Below are 17,063 nucleotides of genomic sequence, written 5' to 3' on the forward strand. Positions count from 1 at the left end.
GATTTTGTTATATGAATTACCTATGAATCCTTTCCGCAAAACCTTAATGATGCACATCAATACCCTTGCAACAACAAATGTGTTAAATCTAATCATTAAACTTTACAACTTCAAGTCAATTACAAACGCTATCCAAAAGATTCTTCAACAAGAACTAAAAATAGAGAAATTCCAAAGCTTTTATAAGGCGTTAAATATCAAAGACTTGCAATATTCATAACAAAACAGAAGGTAAAACAACGATAAATTTACGTGTAAAATAAGGCATATTACAAGGCAATCTAAGCCATATGAGGCGATAAAAAGCATCATTTGAGTGTGTCATTCCAGTCAAATAACAACGCATATCGCCAAGAAACATGGTCAAAGAAAGATGAAACGATGATGAAGTTCCACGATTTAGACCTTATTCTTCCTATTTCAACCTCACTAAAAGTGTTAAAAAACGACCAATAAAGCTTACAAAACAAACATCAAAAAGAAGCTTTGTCATGAGATAAAAACCAACGCTTTAAGCTCAAGAATTATACCAACGAAGCCATCACTGCTAAGTGATTTTACATACTATTCCTATTCATTCCACCATAAATGCCCAGACATTCCAACACAAACAAATATAGGCTGTCGTGTTTTTCCTTGAGAAAAAAGAGATACAAAAATTGGGATTATCATTTCTTTTTCGTTACTTTGTAATCTAAACACATAAAAAAGAACAATGATGGGAAAAGGAAAAAAGGGCGGAAAGCGCATGTCCAAGAAGCAACTTAGTGAGCGTTTGCAAGACTTCTTCGCATCCCAGCCCAGCAAAACACTAAGCTTCAAGGAGATATTCCGAGCCCTGAAATTAGATACTCACCCTCTGAAGATGTTGGCCATCGACATCATGGAAGAGATGACTTGGGATGATTTTCTCACCCGAGTGACGGAAAGTTCATACAAACTCAACACGAAAGGTCAGGTGCAAGAAGGCACATTCATTCGCAAGTCAAATGGAAAGAACTCGTTCTTACCCGATGATGGCGGCACGCCTATCTTCGTTTCAGAACGCAATTCGATGTGGGCAACCAATGGAGATCGCGTCAAAGTGAGCTTCATGGCACGTCGAAAGAAGCATATAAAAGAGGCACAAGTCATTGAGATTCTACAACGAAGTAAAGACCAATTCGTAGGGCGTTTGCGTGTAGATCGCAACATGGCATATCTCATTACGCCTGAAAACACGTTCGTACATGACATTATCATCCCAAAGAGAAAACTCAAAGGAGGGAAAGATAACGATAAAGCCATTGTCAAAATCATGCAGTGGCCCGACGCCGAACATAAGAATTTGATTGGCGAAGTGGTAGATGTATTGGGACAAACCGGTGACAACGACGTTGAGATGAACACTATCTTGGCACAATACGGCCTACCTTATGTCTATCCAAAAGCCGTAGAAGAGGCAGCCGAGAGAATCTCTGGAGAAATCACAAAGCAGGATGAAGCAGAGCGAGAAGACTTTCGTGAGGTCTTCACTTGTACGATTGACCCCCGTGATGCAAAAGACTTTGACGACGCACTCTCTATCAAACAGCTTGACAATGGGCAGTGGCAAGTGGGTGTGCACATTGCAGATGTGAGCCATTATGTAACCGAAGGCAGTATCATTGACAAGGAAGCAGTAAAGAGAGCCACAAGTGTTTATCTCGTAGATCGAACCATTCCAATGCTTCCCGAGCGTCTATGTAACTATATATGTTCCCTCCGTCCCGATGAAGATAAGCTTGCTTATAGTGTTATTTTCAATTTAGATGATGAGGCAAATGTAAAAGATTACCGCATCGTTCATACGATTATCCGCAGTAACCGGCGTTATGCCTATGAGGAAGTGCAGGAGATTCTTGAAGCCAATGGCGTCATTGATGGAACTGGAGAGCCTGCACCAAAGGCACCAAAAGGTGGATATAAGGGTGAGAATGCCGACAAATTGGTCACCTTAGACCGTCTTGCCAAGCTGTTACGTGCCAAGCGTTTCAAGGCAGGAGCAGTGAAGTTTGACCGCGAGGAGTTGCATTTCGACATCGATGAGCATGGAAAACCCATACGATGTTACTTTAAACGTTCCCGCGATGCTAACAAACTGATTGAGGAATTCATGCTCTTGGCCAACCGAACTGTGGCAGAAAGCATCGGAAAAATAAAGAAAGGACGCAAAGCAAAGACGCTACCCTACCGCATACATGATAATCCTGACCCGCAAAAGATGGAGACTCTGCGTCAGTTTATCGTCAAGTTTGGTTATAAAGTGAAGACCGATGGCACGAAAGGAGCTATGGCTCGCAGCCTCAACAAACTCATGGATGACTGCGATGGAAGGCCCGAGGCAAAGATGATTCAGTCAGTTGCCTTGCGCGCTATGATGAAAGCGAAGTATAGTGTGCATAACATTGGGCACTTTGGACTGGCATTTGACTACTACACTCACTTCACAAGTCCAATCCGTCGCTATCCCGATACGATGGTACATCGCTTACTTACCCGATACGCTAATGGCGGACGGAGTGCTAACGAAAAGCATTATGAGGAACTATGCGAGCATTGTTCGGAGATGGAACTCGTGGCTCAGAATGCTGAACGCGATTCAATCAAGTACAAGATGGTTGAATTTATGGCCGAGAAATTAGGCGAAACATACGATGCCCACATTAGCGGTATCACGAGTTATGGCATATATGCTGAGATAGATGAGAACCATTGTGAAGGTATGATCCCTATGCGCGACTTGGGAGATGACTATTATGACTTTGACGAACGAAACTTCTGTCTCATCGGAAGGCGTCATCATCATAAGTATCAACTTGGAGATGCCATCCGAATTCAAGTCGCAAAAGCCAATCTTGAGAAGAAACAACTCGACTTTACTGTGGCAGAATAGTTGGTAAAGCCAAACAAAGAAGGCGCTTTCTCCATGACTTAAATCTAAGAGAAAGCGCCTTTTCAATGAATAATCCCATAGGTTTATAGAGTTAAAAGCGTTCATTACACGCAGCGATTTGCCTAAACCGGGAGAGTGATTTCTTTGAAATCGGCGATAAATTAGAAATAACTCACTCAAAAATTTGATACATTACTAACAAACAACTAACTTTGCCGAAAGTGATAATTGTATGAAACTGAAAATCCATTTCAATCATCGTGAAGAACTATGGAACTCATGGAGTCATGCCGGAGGAATCATCTTGGGCATTGTTTTCGGTGTAATCTTTCTTATATGGTGCTTTCGTGAGCACAATGGTTGGGCCACAGCAGGAGTCATTCTCTATCTCTTTGGCATGCTATGTTCATATATTGCTTCCACGATTTATCACGCATTGTCGGCTTGGAGCAAGTGGAAAGAGCGACTAAGGAAATGGGATCATGCCGCTATCTATTGGCATATAGCCGGCAGTTACTCCCCCATCACGCTCATTGCACTACGAGATCAGGGCTACTGGGGATTCACTTTGTTTTGCTTTATATGGGCATGTGCCATAGTGGGGACTATCATTAGCTTCGTCAATCTCAAGGACCATAGCAACTTAGAAACCATTGCTTTTGTCGGCATGGGACTGAGTGTGTTAGTTGCTTTCAAACCACTTGCGAGCTCACTCACTACAAACGCGCTCATGTGGATTATCGGAGAAGGAGCTTGTTACATAACAGGTGCCGTCTTCTATAGCGTCAACAAACGTAAGTATATGCATACCATCTTCCACTTCTTTGTGCTTGCTGGTAGCGTTTGTCACATCATTGCGGTGTGGGATATACTACTGAAATACATATAAAAACAAAAAGAATAAAACACATTACCAAACAAAATGAAACATTTATTAGTAGCACTCACGCTGTCGTTACTATCTACAACGCCAGCATGGTCAATGCCACGACACTGTGATTCATTGGCAAAAGACTCTACAGAAGTAAAGAAGAATGACGAGAAAAACAAGAAACAACCTGAGAAAAAGGAAACGGAATATGAGAAACTCATCAAGAAAGGCGGTTCTTTTCAACAGGGAGTGTTTGGTGTAAGGCATATAGAGAAAGACTGGTTCTTTGAGATTCCAGAGGCAGCGCTTGGCAGATTGTTCCTCGCTGTGACTCGTTTTGTGTCGGTACCACAGGACTTTGGCTTGCTGAGTGGAGAGGAAGTAAACAACAATACGGTTTATTTCGAACGCTATGATGACAAGACTTTGTTCCTCCGTTCATGGGCCCATACGCAATCAGCTGACCCAAAAAGCAACATCGCTACACTCGTAAAGAAGTCTACTATCGACCCTATTGTCTATAAATTCGATATTATCGGTAAAGACAATAAAACGGGAAATATGCTCATTAACGTAACAAAGCTCTTCAAAGGTGACAATAAGATTGGCGGGTTTACAGCCTCAGACCGAACTGAAACGAAGTTAGGTGGACTGCAAGATGACCGCACTTTCATCGACACGATTAAGGCTTATCCTATTAATATAGAAGTATCGACATTGCGAACTTATGCTGCAACGCCTGGAAAATCAATGGCTTCACGCGATGGTTTCATGACGTTGAGCCTCAACACCAGCATTGTTGAGCTGCCCGAAAAGCCTATGCGACCTCGTTTAGGCGATGAACGTGTGGGCTATTTCAATAAACCTTTGGTCACATTCAGCGACAGAGAAACCAGTAAGCACGATGCCATCATCTCACGTTATCGCTTAGTTCCTAAAGACAAGAAAGCTTATGCGAAAGGTAAACTCTCTGAACCTGAGCACCAAATCGTTTATTATATAGACCCAGCAACGCCAAAAGAGTGGGTGCCTTACCTCATTCAAGGTATCAACGACTGGAATAAAGCGTTCGAAGAAGCAGGCTTCAAGAATGCCATTGTAGGCAAAGAAGTCCCCGAAGGCAGTGACATCAGCCCCGATGATGCCCGTTATTCTTTCCTACGTTACCTGCCTTCAGAGAAAGAAAACGCTTATGGTCCGCGCATAGTTGACCCAAGAAGCGGCGAGATTATAGAGAGTCATATCTGTTGGTACCATAATGTTATGAACTTATTAACCAAATGGTACATGACACAATGTGGCCCATTAGACAAGAGAGCGCAAAAGATGACCTTCGACAAAGACTTGATGGGCAAGCTCATTCGCTTCGTTTCAAGTCATGAAGTGGGTCATACCTTGGGCTTACGTCACAACATGGTAGCCAGTCATGCGACGCCCGTTGAGAAGCTACGCGATAAGAATTGGGTTGAGAAACATGGCCATACAGCAAGTATAATGGACTATGCTCGCTTCAATTTTGTTGCTCAACCAGAGGATAATATAGGTGAAGCTGGCCTCTTCCCCCGTATTAATGACTACGACAAATGGGCTATAAAGTGGGGCTATCAGTATCGTCCGGAGTTCAAAGATGAGTTTGAAGAGAAGAAGGTTTTACGCAGTGAGGTTACCAAAACACTTACAGCGAATCACCGACTACGCTATAAAGGTGACGAAGGACGAGGCCAAGACCCTCGTTCTCAGATAGAAGATCTCAGCGATAATGACATTGTTGCCAACGAATATGGCATCAAAAACCTCAAGCGTGTGATGCAAAACATTGTGCAATGGACGGCACAACCTGATGGACAAACAGACGACTTGGAAACGATGTACAGTGCTGTGCGCTCACAATTCCAGCGTTACTGCGGGCACGTTGGACGCTATATCAATGGCGTTTACAGCGATAACTGGCCATCAACACGCAATAACGACATCGTTCCAGCAGCGCTTCAGAAAGATGCTATCGCCTGGCTTGGCCGCCATTTATTCACACTTCCTCATTGGCTTTACCCTGATAGTATTGTCAATAAGCTTGGTGTCAATGCCAACGATGACTTGACTCGCACTTCAACTTTATGGTTAAACTACTTCCTTTCGGCTAAAACGCTCTATCGTTGTGCTACAAACAGTTTCACGGCAAGCAAGCCCTACCCTGTCAACGACTATCTAAACGACTTGTTTCAAGCCATTTGGAAGCCTATGAGTCAAACGAATCAACGCGACAATAACTATCGCCGTAAGTTGGAACAAAACTATGTTGACTGCATTGGGTTAGTCATTAATCCTGAAAAAACGGCTAAAGACAACACCAAAACAGAGCCTTCTGATGCGACACTTTATGCGCTGAAACATCTTGATATGATTGATAATTTCTGCCAACAGCAGTTGAAAAAGAGCAATGCCGACGGCATTAACGCACTTCATTACAAGAATTTGATGCTGAAAACAAAGAAGATTCGCGACACCTATTCAAAGCCAACAGCTGAATAGTTCATACATTTTTACAAACAAGAAGGTCTGAAAATGAGCTTTAACTGCCACTTTCAGACCTTCTTTTATCATATAATAACATACTCGTTCCAGCCTATACTGCACAAAATCTATCACATTTTACGGCGTAACTCCCTCTCCCTTGCCCCTCAAATCACAACAATAACAATTTCAATCTTAGGCTCTTCTCCCTTTCAAACACAACTCTTTGCAACTTATTATACAAGAAAACCTTCCTATATTATGCTTAGAACACCAGCTTAAAACAAAAAATGGCCGACCATTTTCAGGCCAGCCATCCTATTTTTAGAATTAAGTCATCAGCAAATCTAAGCCTTTTACAGGCCTTAGGTGTACCAAACATCAGATTCAATAATGTGCACCTTGGTTGTTTCATTGTCGTCTTCTCTGCGTAAGTCCCGCGGAATCTGAGGAAGAACGGTCTTTTTTGTGCTCATAATAGTCTTTCTATTAAAGTTGAATAACATTTGATTTATCGATGCAAATATAGGAAATTATCAAATACGTGTCAATAGTTTGCACCCTAAAACGCATCACTTTTAATATAAATAACGTTAAACAAGCACCAAAACGCTTATTAAAAGACAGTAATAAACGCCTTTTCCTTACGATTTAATACTATTTAGTCAAATTATTGAACAGGTGTAGCTTCGTAGATAGTAAGCCCAAAGTCTGGCGTAACGGCATAGACATACTCCATGATTTCGGCTAATTGATGCTCATACTTTTCCCATTCCTTATCTCTCAAAAAGAAATAAAACTCAAGCGGAAGTCCTGCGTTTGTCGCCTCTTTTTGACATACAATATAAACCATATCGGTGTTAACATAAGCATTATGACTAAGATATTGTTCGATGAAACGACGATATAAAGCCATATTTACAATATTTCCGGCGAGCTCTTCTGCCTTGAAATAGCCCTTATCCACTAACTTCTTACGCAGTGAATCATCTATAACCTTCACACTTCTAAAGTCATAATAGACCATTCTTTTCACTCTTCTACCTGCACTTTGCTGCATCCCCAACCAGTTTTGGAACGAGTCTTCAACGAGTGTTTGCGGTGTAACCGTGACAATAGTATTATCAAAGTTCCTCACCTTTACAGTCGTAAGTGAGATCTCTTCCACGATACCATCCACGTTAGATTTAGGCACTGTGATCCAGTCTCCCTTATGAAGCATGTCATTACTCGTTAGTCGTATGCCGGCAACAAGGCCTGAAATCGTGTCTTGAAACACCAACATCAAGACGGCAGATGTGGCACCCAGTCCGGCAAACAGCGTCATTGGGCTGCGTCCTATGCCTATAGCAATGATGAAAATAGCAGCCATAAAGATAGCCACAATCTTCAAAACACCTCGCAAAGACTTGAGATATTGCTGCTTGGCCGACCGCTTTGAGGCCGTAATTTCATCGAAACTATTAAGCAAAGCAATGAAAGCTCGCGTCACCATCACCGTGATATAAATGGCTGTAACACGTGCCACAAGCTCACGCACCATATGATATTGATAGAACACGAGCGGCAGAAGTTTCCATACAACAATAGCAGGAACAACGCGACATACTGAAACTAACAGTGCCTGATTCCATTTAAGACCCTTGCGAGAGACTACTTTCGTAATCAAAAGAATCACCCGTCGTGCCACAAAATAGCTCAACAAAGCCAGTAATACTACGACAACAATCAGCAAGACATGGCGCAAAATAGGAACACCGGCACCATGAACACCACATCGAATGATGATTTCCTCAACAAAACATCTTATTACTTCCATTTCCTTTTTCCCTTTATTGAACGCCACAAAGGTAGAACTTTTATCGAAGAATCTATCAGAAATTGACAGAAAATGTGTGCATTCTCCAAGCGCCTCCACCCTTCTGAACTTACGTTGCGATAGTCTTCACAAAATGTGTGCATTTGAAAACAAACCCTATATCACTCCATACAACACTTTGTTTTCGGAACTTTATAAAGTATTATAGACCAAATAATTCCCAAAAACCAAAGAACCTTCGAACCACCCCTTGCTTTTTTAGTTCGATTTTTATATCTTTGTCACAAACAAAATATATAAAAATGAGTTTATTTAGCAGTGAAGTTGATGAATCGAAATTTGTGATTGATCAACAATTTGTAAGCACATTACCAAACATTATGGGTTATGAGATTAAGGAACAACGTGGGCTTTTCGTTGATTATAGTAGGAGAATCAATCCTGAACGCTGCTTAAGAAACGTAATACAAAAGGCTTATGACGCTGGCTGTAATGCCTTTGTAAACCTGCGAATCAGCGCTTCTGCAGACCAGACTGTTGTCTATGGCGACGGCGTTATTATCGAACGAAGATGAAGAAAGCCATTATCATGGGAGCCAGTAGTGGCATTGGCTATGAGCTAGCAAGGCTATTGATTGCACAAAACTGGGCAGTTGGCGTGGCCGCACGACGTGAAGACAGGTTAGAAAAGCTACGGAGTTTGGCACCAGAGCGTGTCTTTGTGGCTCGCATAGACATTCAAGAAGAACAGGCTGTAGACGCATTGCACAAGCTCATTGAACGCATGAAAGGAATAGATCTCTATCTTCATGTGTCGGGAATTGGGTGGCAAAACCCCGCATTGGATAGCGAAAGAGAACTACAAACCATGCAAACTAATGTCATTGGATTTACCAGAATGGTAGATGCCGCCTTTCATTTCTTTTCGTCGAAAGGCGGAGGTCACATTGCCTGCATCACGTCGATAGCTGGCACAATGGGGCTGGGTCCTGCACCAGCTTATAGTGCTTCGAAGGCAATGCAAAGCAAATATCTTCAAGCTTTGGAGCAACTTGCCGCCAATCGGAAGTTGAATATACGCTTCACTGATATTCGTCCAGGCTTTGTTGACACGCCTTTATTAGGTGAAACAGCACATTTCCCGATGCTCATGAAGACAAAAGATGTGGCAAAGTCTATTCTTCGTGCGATTGAAAAGCAAAGACATTGCTATGTTGTTGACTGGCGTTGGCACATTGTCACGCTTTTATGGCAATGTATTCCTAATTGGTTATGGCGAAACATGCGCTTGATAAAGAAAACATAAGGGCTGAGAAAGAAAAATGATTTGTGGCAAATCACTGCGTAAAATGAGGGAGATTGCAACATCAACTGCGTCATTTTATCGCGTAAAGTCATAGCGTTCACAAAACAATAGATTTGGAACTTACGTAAAGTTTTTGTATATTTGCAACATCGTTGAATTGCAATCAATTGATTACAAACGTATTGAGTGTGTAAATCATATTGGGATTTGTTTAATCCAATATGGCGAGTTACGAACGAAAAAACGGATTTGTGGACAATAAAAGATTTCTATTTATACTGATAAATCTGCTCTTATCGCTGTCATTATGCGCCCAACAACAGAGAGGAAAAGCCTCTTATTATTCAAAAAGAGCTACTGGAGCCAGAACCGCCAGCGGCGAACGACTGCACCATGATAGTTTAACGTGTGCGCATCGCACCTATCCTTTCGGCACGTTATTAAAAGTAACGAACCCTAATAACGGTAATAGCGTGGTCGTGAAAGTAACAGACCGCGGTCCGTTTGGCCATGGACGAATCATTGATTTGTCGTATGGCGCGGCCAAACAACTTGGCATTTTGTCGAATGGAGTAGCCACTGTGATGATTGAAAAGATAGGAAAAGGCGTGCCTTATTTGGATGACGAGGCCGAAGAACTACCCAGAATAGATTTTGAAGCATCATCCGTTAGATATAATATTGTGGATGATTGGAAGAACAGACAAGGCATTGTGAACAAGACTATCAATCGTGATGCGAAGAAAATTGCCAGTCAACAGAAACTTCTTCAAACCAAAGCGGCAAACAAACCGAAAGAAGATGCCACGAAAGACGAAAAGAATGCTACAACGAAAAAAGACAAAGAGAATCGCTGGAACAGCGTATTTGAGAAAATAAAAGGAATGTTTTAAAAGATAAAACACCCACCCCTTTCCCTCCCAGAAGGAGGGAGTCATGGGCCGAGCAATATAAGATTGAAGGACCGAAGATAATGTCATTACCCATTGAGAAATAGGGGTTATGTCATGAAATAAATGAGACAAAGCACTTTATTTGCTGTTATATATGCCTATCGGCACCCAACAGACGATTGAAATCATTGCAAAATCAAGTACGCTGTCAGTCGTTTTAGCACATAAACAGCATGCCTTCTCTCCCTTCTTTCGCGAGGATTGCTGCGAGTAATGACTACTTTCTTTTACTTCTTTGTAGGGATATTAAACTCCGTTACCTTTGAAATGGCCTTATTTCCTTGGAGAACAGAGACGCAAATCTTTGCATTTCCATCCTTCAACCGATTGTCTGCTTTGACAAGAGCAGTATAACGTATGCCCTTACCCGGCTCTATTTTCTCTATATGAATGCTTGGAGAGATTTGCAAATGGCGGTTTTTATTGGCCTCAATAACCACGGGAAGGACATCATATATGGGTTGATTACCACGATTCATAACTTCAAATATCACCTTAGAAAGCTCTCCGCGTTCTATCGTTCCGTCTTCATTTGCATCAAGAAAACGTGCATTTCGCACCTCAATATTAGGCGCATACTTCAATCTTTCAATACGATTGTCGGCACTACATGAGTCAGGAAGTCTTGTGGTTGCCGTGCGAGTAGTCACATCACTCTGGTAATCTTTACCCGTGAAATCATAGATACGATCGTCTCCTGAGTTAGTTTCGTCGAAGCCACTATCCGTAGAAGGTGCCTCTTGATAACTGCTTTCACCTGCTTGTTGCTGGCGTTCTTTCATCTTATGGTCATAGTTTCGCTTTGCACGTTCATACTGATATTGCTCTTGATCGGCTACGCGTCGCTGGTCAGCTGCCTGACCTATCATCGCACCCACAGCGGCTCCGCCTGCCATTCCAATGATAGTCCCGATGTCAGACCCACGTGGGCCATCGGCAATTCCACCGATAGCACTGCCCAAAATGGAACCTAAGGAGACGCCGGCATAAGCACCTGACCCCGTATAACTATCGCAACTGCTGAACAATAAAGTTGCACATGCAGCATAAATCAACACTTTTTTCATCTTCGATTCAATCTTATATGGAGACAAAGATAAGTATAAAGCAACAATGTTAAAGGATGTTTTCCCTATATATCAAGGGGGAATTCCCTAAAAAAGCAAACAAGTTTTAACATGTTGCCTAATACTTAGCACGAAGGAATTAAACATCACTTCGGATGGAACAACCCATAATACTATTTATTTTATAACATATTCCAACCTATTATCAACTTTATCCATATTCTTTTTCAGCTTATGGATGAAAATAATAAAGCCATATTTCACATTTATCCATAGTTTTCAATAAGATACTTTACAAAGTCTGGTGAAGTAAAGTCTATAAAACCAGCATCCGACTGATTCATCGTTGCAATCTTATCCATATCTTCTTTCGTAAGAGAGAAGTCGAAAATATCGAAGTTTTGCTGCATACGTTCTATGTGACTACTCTTTGGTATGGCTACGATACCACGCTGCGTAAGCCATCGAAGCGCTACTTGTGCTGCCGACTTACCATATTTTTGTCCGATGCTTACAAGCAGTTCGCTCTTCACAATACCATCAACCCCCTGTCCACCAAGCGGCCCCCAGGACATTGTTCTTGTGTTTGTTTCTTGTAAAATAGGCTGTATATCGTTCTGTTGTGCCATTACATTGCACTGCAATTGATTGACCATAGGCTTTACATCGACAAAATGTGCGAAGTCAAAGAAGCGTCCTGCCTGGAAGTTTGATACTCCGATAGCTCGAACTTTGCCCTCTTTATAAGCCTTTTCCATAGCACGCCATGTTCCAAACACATCTCCATAAGCCTGATGAATGAGTAAAAGATCGACATAATCAGTATCAAGTTTACGAAGACTCTCATCTATACTTGTTGCAGCTTTCCCTTCTCCTGAATTACTAATCCATATCTTTGTAACAAGGAAAAGGTCTTTACGCGCAATACCACTCTTACGCCATGCACGTCCAACTCCTTCTTCATTGCCATAAGCTTGTGCGGTATCTATCAAGCGATAACCTACATTAAGTGCATCACTCACACAGCGTTCACACTCTTCTGGATTAACCCTGAACACACCATATCCCAATAATGGCATCTCAACACCATTCACTAATTTAATATTTTCCATATCCTTAATTTTGTTGTTACAATTACAAAGATACGAAATCCATATGAGAATATAGTTTCACATAATAGAATTAATCTTTCACAAAAATATGCTTTGTTTTCTTTTCATGCACATCAAACGGAACTTCTACTAAGTATTAACTGACAGAGTAACGTCATAAAAGAATTATTTCGGACATACATAGCAGCACAAAAACAAAGTAAGGGCAAATAAAAAGCGTAGTGAAAAACTTCACTACGCTTTCATTATAGGTTTGAATATTAATCGTGAGATTACTCTGCTTTAGCCTCTTCAGCTGCTGGAACTTCTGTAACAGGAGCCTCTGTAGTAGCTTCAGCCTTGGTAGACTTACGGCTACGGCGAGTCTTCTTAGCAGCCTTCGGAGTCTTAGCCATGTTCTCATCGAAGTCAACGAGCTCGATGAAAGCAATTTCAGCAGCATCCCCCTGACGGGTACCCAACTTGATTACACGTGTGTAACCACCTGGACGATCAGCCACCTTGGCAGCAACCGTACTGAAGAGTTCCTTGATAGCCTCTTTCTTTTGAAGATAACGGAAAACTACACGGCGTGAGTTTGTGGTGTCTTCTTTAGAGCGAGTGATCAATGGTTCTACATACTTCTTCAAGGCTTTTGCCTTTGCAAGGGTCGTAGTGATTCTTTTGTGCATGATCAATGACACTGCCATATTTGCGAGCATAGCGTCACGATGAGATGCAGTACGACCCAGATGGTTGAATTTTTTATTATGTCTCATTTTATTCTTAACGTTTAAGAGGTAGAGAGTTTGTTTTACTCTCTATCTAATTTATACTTTGAAATATCGGTTCCAAACGACAGATTCAGACTTTCGAGCAAATCATCAAGCTCTGAAAGCGATTTCTTACCAAAGTTGCGGAACTTCAAAAGGTCAGTCTTATTGTACTGAACGAGATCACCAAGTGTCTCAACATCAGCAGCCTTCAAGCAGTTAAGTGCACGAACACTGAGGTTCATATCAACTAATCTAGTCTTGAGCAATTGGCGCATATGAAGCACTTCTTCATCAAATTCTTGGTTACCATCTTGATCAGGAGATTCAAGAGTAATCTTCTCATCAGAGAATAACATGAAGTGATAAATAAGAATCTTCGCTGCCTCTTTAAGCGCATCTTTCGGATGAATGGAACCATCCGTAGAAACTTCAATAACTAACTTATCGTAATCGGTCTTCTGTTCAACACGATAAGGCTCTACTGAATATTTCACATTACGGATAGGGGTGTAGATAGAATCGATTGGAATAACGTTGACATCAGTGCAGAACTCACGATTCTCATCAGCCGGAATATAACCGCGTCCTTTGTTAATGGTGAGATCAATCTGCATTGAAGCTTTGGCATCTAAATGACAAATCACCAAATCAGGGTTTAACACTTCAAATCCAGTCAGATATTTACCAATATCACCAGCTTTGAATTCAGTGGAATTCTCTACAGTGATACTAACTTTCTCGTTCTCGAATTCTTCTACTACTTGCTTGAATCTGACTTGTTTCAAATTCAAGATAATGTTGGTTACATCTTCCTTTACACCAGGAACTGAAGAAAACTCATGCTCAACACCAGCAATACGGATGGTGTTGATAGCATAACCCTCCAGTGATGAAAGAAGAATGCGACGCAATGCATTACCAATGGTAACACCAAAGCCCGGCTCAAGAGGACGAAATTCGAACTTGCCGAACTTATCATTGGCCTCCAACATTACAACTTTATCAGGTTTTTGAAATGCTAATATCGCCATTAATTCAATGATTTATTTAGAGTACAACTCAACGATTAACTGTTCCTTAATATTCTCAGGGATGTCGGCACGCTCTGGCTTATGCAAGAACTTACCACACTTTGCATTATCGTCCCACTCAATCCAAGGGTATTTACTGTGATTGAAACCTGCAAGTGCAGCTTCGATAACCTCGAGAGACTTTGATTTCTCACGAACAGCAACAACCATTCCTGGCTTAACAGCGAAAGATGGGATGTTTACAACTTTACCGTCTACAGTAATATGCTTATGACCTACAAGCTGACGAGCAGCAGCACGCGTAGGAGCAATACCAAGACGATATACTACATTGTCAAGACGACATTCGAGATTCTGAAGTAGAACCTCACCAGTAATACCATCAGCCTTAGCTGCTTTCTCAAACATATTACGGAACTGACGCTCAAGTACACCATATGTATACTTAGCTTTCTGCTTCTCTGCCAACATGACTCCGTACTCAGACATCTTTCTGCGACGGTTATTGCCATGCTGTCCAGGAGGGAAGTTTCTCTTGGACAAAACTTTGTCGGCGCCGAAGATGGGCTCACCAAATCGACGTGCAATTTTAGATTTCGGACCTATATATCTTGCCATAATATAAAAATATGTGCTAAATTTATTATTGTATCAATGATTATACCTTGCGACGCTTTGGTGGACGGCAGCCATTATGTGGCAATGGAGTTACATCAACAATCTCTGTAACTTGAATACCAGCTGCGTTCACGGCACGAATAGCAGACTCACGACCATTACCTGGACCTTTTACGTAAGCCTTAACTTTGCGCAGACCGAGGTCAAACGCAACTTTCGCACAATCTTCACCTGCCATCTGAGCTGCATACGGAGTATTCTTCTTTGAACCACGGAAGCCCATCTTACCAGCAGAAGACCAAGAAATAACTTGTCCCTCGCTATTAGCTAATGATACAATGATATTATTGAATGAACTATGAACGTGAAGCTGACCGATTGCGTCTACTCTTACGTTTCTCTTCTTAGATGTTGCTTTTGTCTTTGCCATAATTAATTTACATTAAAATTACTTAGTAGCCTTCTTCTTATTAGCAACAGTCTTCTTTCTACCCTTACGAGTACGAGCATTATTCTTAGTGCTCTGACCACGAACTGGAAGACCATTACGATGTCTAACTCCACGATAACAACCAATATCCATCAGTCGCTTGATGTTCATTTGGATCTCAGAACGGAGATCACCTTCTACCTTAAACTCAGCGCCGATAATTTCACGGATCTTGGCTGCTTGGTCATCAGTCCATTCACTGACTTTCAAGTCACGGTTCACACCAGCCTTATCCAATATCTTTGCTGAACTACTTCGACCTATACCATAGATATAAGTCAATGCGATTTCGCCACGCTTGTTCTGGGGCAAATCTACTCCAACAATTCTTATTGCCATTATTTAATTGATAAAAAATTAATAATTTAAATCTGTTTTCTCGTCAAAGAACGTGCAAAATTAGAAATAAAAATTGATTTATTTAACCTTTTACGATACTTTAACACTAACCCTGACGCAATTTGAACTTAGGGTTTTTCTTGTTAATAACGAACAAACGACCTTTGCGACGAACAATCTTACAGTCGGGTGTACGCTTCTTCAATGATGCTCTTGTTTTCATATCAGTTTATATATGAGTAATTATTTGTATCTGAAAACGATTCTGCCTTTTGTCAGATCATAAGGACTCATCTCAACCTTTACCTTGTCACCAGGAAGTATTTTGATATAATGCATACGCATTTTACCAGAGATGTGCGCAATAATCTGAACCCCATTCTCAAGTTCTACACGGAACATTGCATTAGACAGACTTTCTACAATTGTTCCATCCTGCTCAATAGCGGATTGTTTTGCCATAAAACTATTCTTCTAACTTAATGATTTTCTATTTCTTCAAACGTTGATAAGATCTCAGCTTTACCTTTTCTGATTGCGATAGTATGCTCAAAATGTGCTGCAGGTTTACGATCACACGTAACAATACTCCACTTATCTGGTAACATTCCTATGTGATAATCACCCATTGTAATCATTGGCTCAATTGCAATACACACTCCAGCTTTAAGCATAACCCCATTACCATGACGCCCATAATTAGGAATCTTAGGATCTTCGTGCATTTCCTTACCTATTCCATGACCTGTAAGTTCTCTGACTACACCATAACCAAAGCTCTCACAATAATCTTGAATAGTAGCCCCAATATCTCCTACATGTTTCCCAGCAACGGCCTGTTCAATCCCTCTATACAAGGACTCTTTTGTGACATTCAGTAATTTTCTCACTTCAGGTGAGACTTCTCCCACTGCAAAAGTATAACAGGAATCTCCATTATACCCATCAAGAAGAGTTCCACAATCTATAGAGATAATATCTCCTTCTTTCAGAACAACGTCAGCATTTGGAATTCCATGCACTACAACATCGTTTACAGAAGTACATATTGAAGCTGGAAAAGGCTCCCCATAAGGATTAGGGAAATTCTTAAAAGTTGGTATTGCACCATGATCTCTAATGAATTCCTCTGCTATCTTATCCAGCTGTAAGGTTGTTATACCAGGCTGAACATGTCGGCCTAACTCTGCAAGAGTAGAACCAACAAGTTGGTTAGCCTTACGCATTAGGTCGATTTCATCTTCCGTCTTCAGAAATATTTTCATTGGACTTAATCT

17 protein-coding genes are annotated in these 17,063 nt (G+C 41.3%); 6 read left to right on the plus strand and 11 right to left on the minus strand.

The window, feature by feature from the left end; translation table 11 throughout:
* The first annotated feature begins 718 nt into the window (after window positions 1-718).
* From rnr to HMPREF9420_RS05615, 3 genes are all read left to right on the plus strand, one after another.
* A complete protein-coding gene (gene rnr, locus HMPREF9420_RS05605; RefSeq protein ID WP_044079119.1) occupies window positions 719-2,914 on the plus strand; it encodes a ribonuclease R in 2,196 nt (731 codons plus the stop codon).
* Window positions 2,915-3,146: 232 nt separating this feature from the next.
* Window positions 3,147-3,803 carry a PAQR family membrane homeostasis protein TrhA gene (gene trhA / locus HMPREF9420_RS05610; protein WP_007134527.1) on the plus strand — a complete coding sequence of 219 codons (657 nt, stop codon included), beginning with the start codon at window positions 3,147-3,149 and terminating at the stop codon, window positions 3,801-3,803.
* 33 nt (window positions 3,804-3,836) lie between these two features.
* Window positions 3,837-6,314, plus strand: a complete 2,478-nt coding sequence (locus HMPREF9420_RS05615) for a zinc-dependent metalloprotease (protein ID WP_007134528.1) — start codon at window positions 3,837-3,839, stop codon at window positions 6,312-6,314.
* 652 nt (window positions 6,315-6,966) lie between these two features.
* On the opposite strand, the gene HMPREF9420_RS05620 is transcribed toward HMPREF9420_RS05615, so the two are convergent.
* Window positions 6,967-8,115, minus strand: a complete 1,149-nt coding sequence (locus HMPREF9420_RS05620; RefSeq protein ID WP_044078788.1) for a mechanosensitive ion channel family protein — start codon at window positions 8,113-8,115, stop codon at window positions 6,967-6,969.
* 302 nt (window positions 8,116-8,417) lie between these two features.
* On the opposite strand from HMPREF9420_RS05620, the gene HMPREF9420_RS05625 reads away from it, so the two are divergent.
* The 3 genes from HMPREF9420_RS05625 to HMPREF9420_RS05635 all read left to right on the plus strand — a co-directional run bounded on the left by HMPREF9420_RS05625 (window position 8,418) and on the right by HMPREF9420_RS05635 (window position 10,314).
* On the plus strand, window positions 8,418-8,690 hold the full coding sequence (locus HMPREF9420_RS05625) for a YbjQ family protein (RefSeq protein WP_007134531.1): 273 nt from the start codon (window positions 8,418-8,420) through the stop codon (window positions 8,688-8,690).
* The gene (locus tag HMPREF9420_RS05630) at window positions 8,687-9,421 is read left to right on the plus strand and encodes an SDR family NAD(P)-dependent oxidoreductase (RefSeq protein WP_007134532.1); all 735 of its coding nucleotides are present in this window, start codon (window positions 8,687-8,689) and stop codon (window positions 9,419-9,421) included. The genes HMPREF9420_RS05625 and HMPREF9420_RS05630 overlap by 4 nt, the downstream gene beginning before the upstream one ends.
* 251 nt (window positions 9,422-9,672) lie before the next feature.
* Complete coding sequence (locus HMPREF9420_RS05635) at window positions 9,673-10,314, plus strand: septal ring lytic transglycosylase RlpA family protein (protein ID WP_044079121.1); 642 nt, start codon at window positions 9,673-9,675, stop codon at window positions 10,312-10,314.
* A 287-nt stretch (window positions 10,315-10,601) separates the two neighbouring features.
* On the opposite strand, the gene HMPREF9420_RS05640 is transcribed toward HMPREF9420_RS05635, so the two are convergent.
* The 10 genes from HMPREF9420_RS05640 to map all read right to left on the minus strand — a co-directional run bounded on the left by HMPREF9420_RS05640 (window position 10,602) and on the right by map (window position 17,051).
* On the minus strand, window positions 10,602-11,441 hold the full coding sequence (locus HMPREF9420_RS05640) for a hypothetical protein (RefSeq protein ID WP_007134535.1): 840 nt from the start codon (window positions 11,439-11,441) through the stop codon (window positions 10,602-10,604).
* Window positions 11,442-11,707: 266 nt separating this feature from the next.
* Complete coding sequence (locus HMPREF9420_RS05645) at window positions 11,708-12,553, minus strand: aldo/keto reductase (RefSeq protein WP_007134536.1); 846 nt, start codon at window positions 12,551-12,553, stop codon at window positions 11,708-11,710.
* 272 nt (window positions 12,554-12,825) lie between these two features.
* A complete protein-coding gene (rplQ, locus tag HMPREF9420_RS05650) occupies window positions 12,826-13,311 on the minus strand; it encodes a 50S ribosomal protein L17 (RefSeq protein WP_007134537.1) in 486 nt (161 codons plus the stop codon).
* A gap of 35 nt (window positions 13,312-13,346) precedes the next feature.
* Window positions 13,347-14,339: a DNA-directed RNA polymerase subunit alpha gene (locus HMPREF9420_RS05655; RefSeq protein WP_007134538.1), complete on the minus strand. Its 993-nt coding sequence runs from the start codon at window positions 14,337-14,339 to the stop codon at window positions 13,347-13,349.
* A 12-nt stretch (window positions 14,340-14,351) separates the two neighbouring features.
* Window positions 14,352-14,957 carry a 30S ribosomal protein S4 gene (gene rpsD / locus HMPREF9420_RS05660; RefSeq protein ID WP_007134539.1) on the minus strand — a complete coding sequence of 202 codons (606 nt, stop codon included), beginning with the start codon at window positions 14,955-14,957 and terminating at the stop codon, window positions 14,352-14,354.
* A 40-nt stretch (window positions 14,958-14,997) separates the two neighbouring features.
* Window positions 14,998-15,387 carry a 30S ribosomal protein S11 gene (gene rpsK, locus HMPREF9420_RS05665; RefSeq protein WP_007134540.1) on the minus strand — a complete coding sequence of 130 codons (390 nt, stop codon included), beginning with the start codon at window positions 15,385-15,387 and terminating at the stop codon, window positions 14,998-15,000.
* Between the two features lie 18 nt (window positions 15,388-15,405).
* Window positions 15,406-15,786 carry a 30S ribosomal protein S13 gene (rpsM, locus tag HMPREF9420_RS05670; protein ID WP_004350207.1) on the minus strand — a complete coding sequence of 127 codons (381 nt, stop codon included), beginning with the start codon at window positions 15,784-15,786 and terminating at the stop codon, window positions 15,406-15,408.
* Between the two features lie 106 nt (window positions 15,787-15,892).
* Entirely contained in the window at window positions 15,893-16,009 is a 117-nt protein-coding gene (gene ykgO, locus HMPREF9420_RS05675) for a type B 50S ribosomal protein L36 (RefSeq protein ID WP_004350205.1), read from the minus strand.
* A 20-nt stretch (window positions 16,010-16,029) separates the two neighbouring features.
* Window positions 16,030-16,248 (minus strand): translation initiation factor IF-1, encoded by a 219-nt coding sequence (infA, locus tag HMPREF9420_RS05680; protein WP_004341775.1) that lies wholly within the window; start codon window positions 16,246-16,248, stop codon window positions 16,030-16,032.
* A gap of 17 nt (window positions 16,249-16,265) precedes the next feature.
* Window positions 16,266-17,051: a type I methionyl aminopeptidase gene (gene map, locus HMPREF9420_RS05685; protein ID WP_007134541.1), complete on the minus strand. Its 786-nt coding sequence runs from the start codon at window positions 17,049-17,051 to the stop codon at window positions 16,266-16,268.
* Window positions 17,052-17,063 lie beyond the last annotated feature (12 nt).

The sequence above is a fragment of the Segatella salivae DSM 15606 genome, assembly GCF_000185845.1.
Lineage (GTDB): Bacteria > Bacteroidota > Bacteroidia > Bacteroidales > Bacteroidaceae > Prevotella > Prevotella salivae.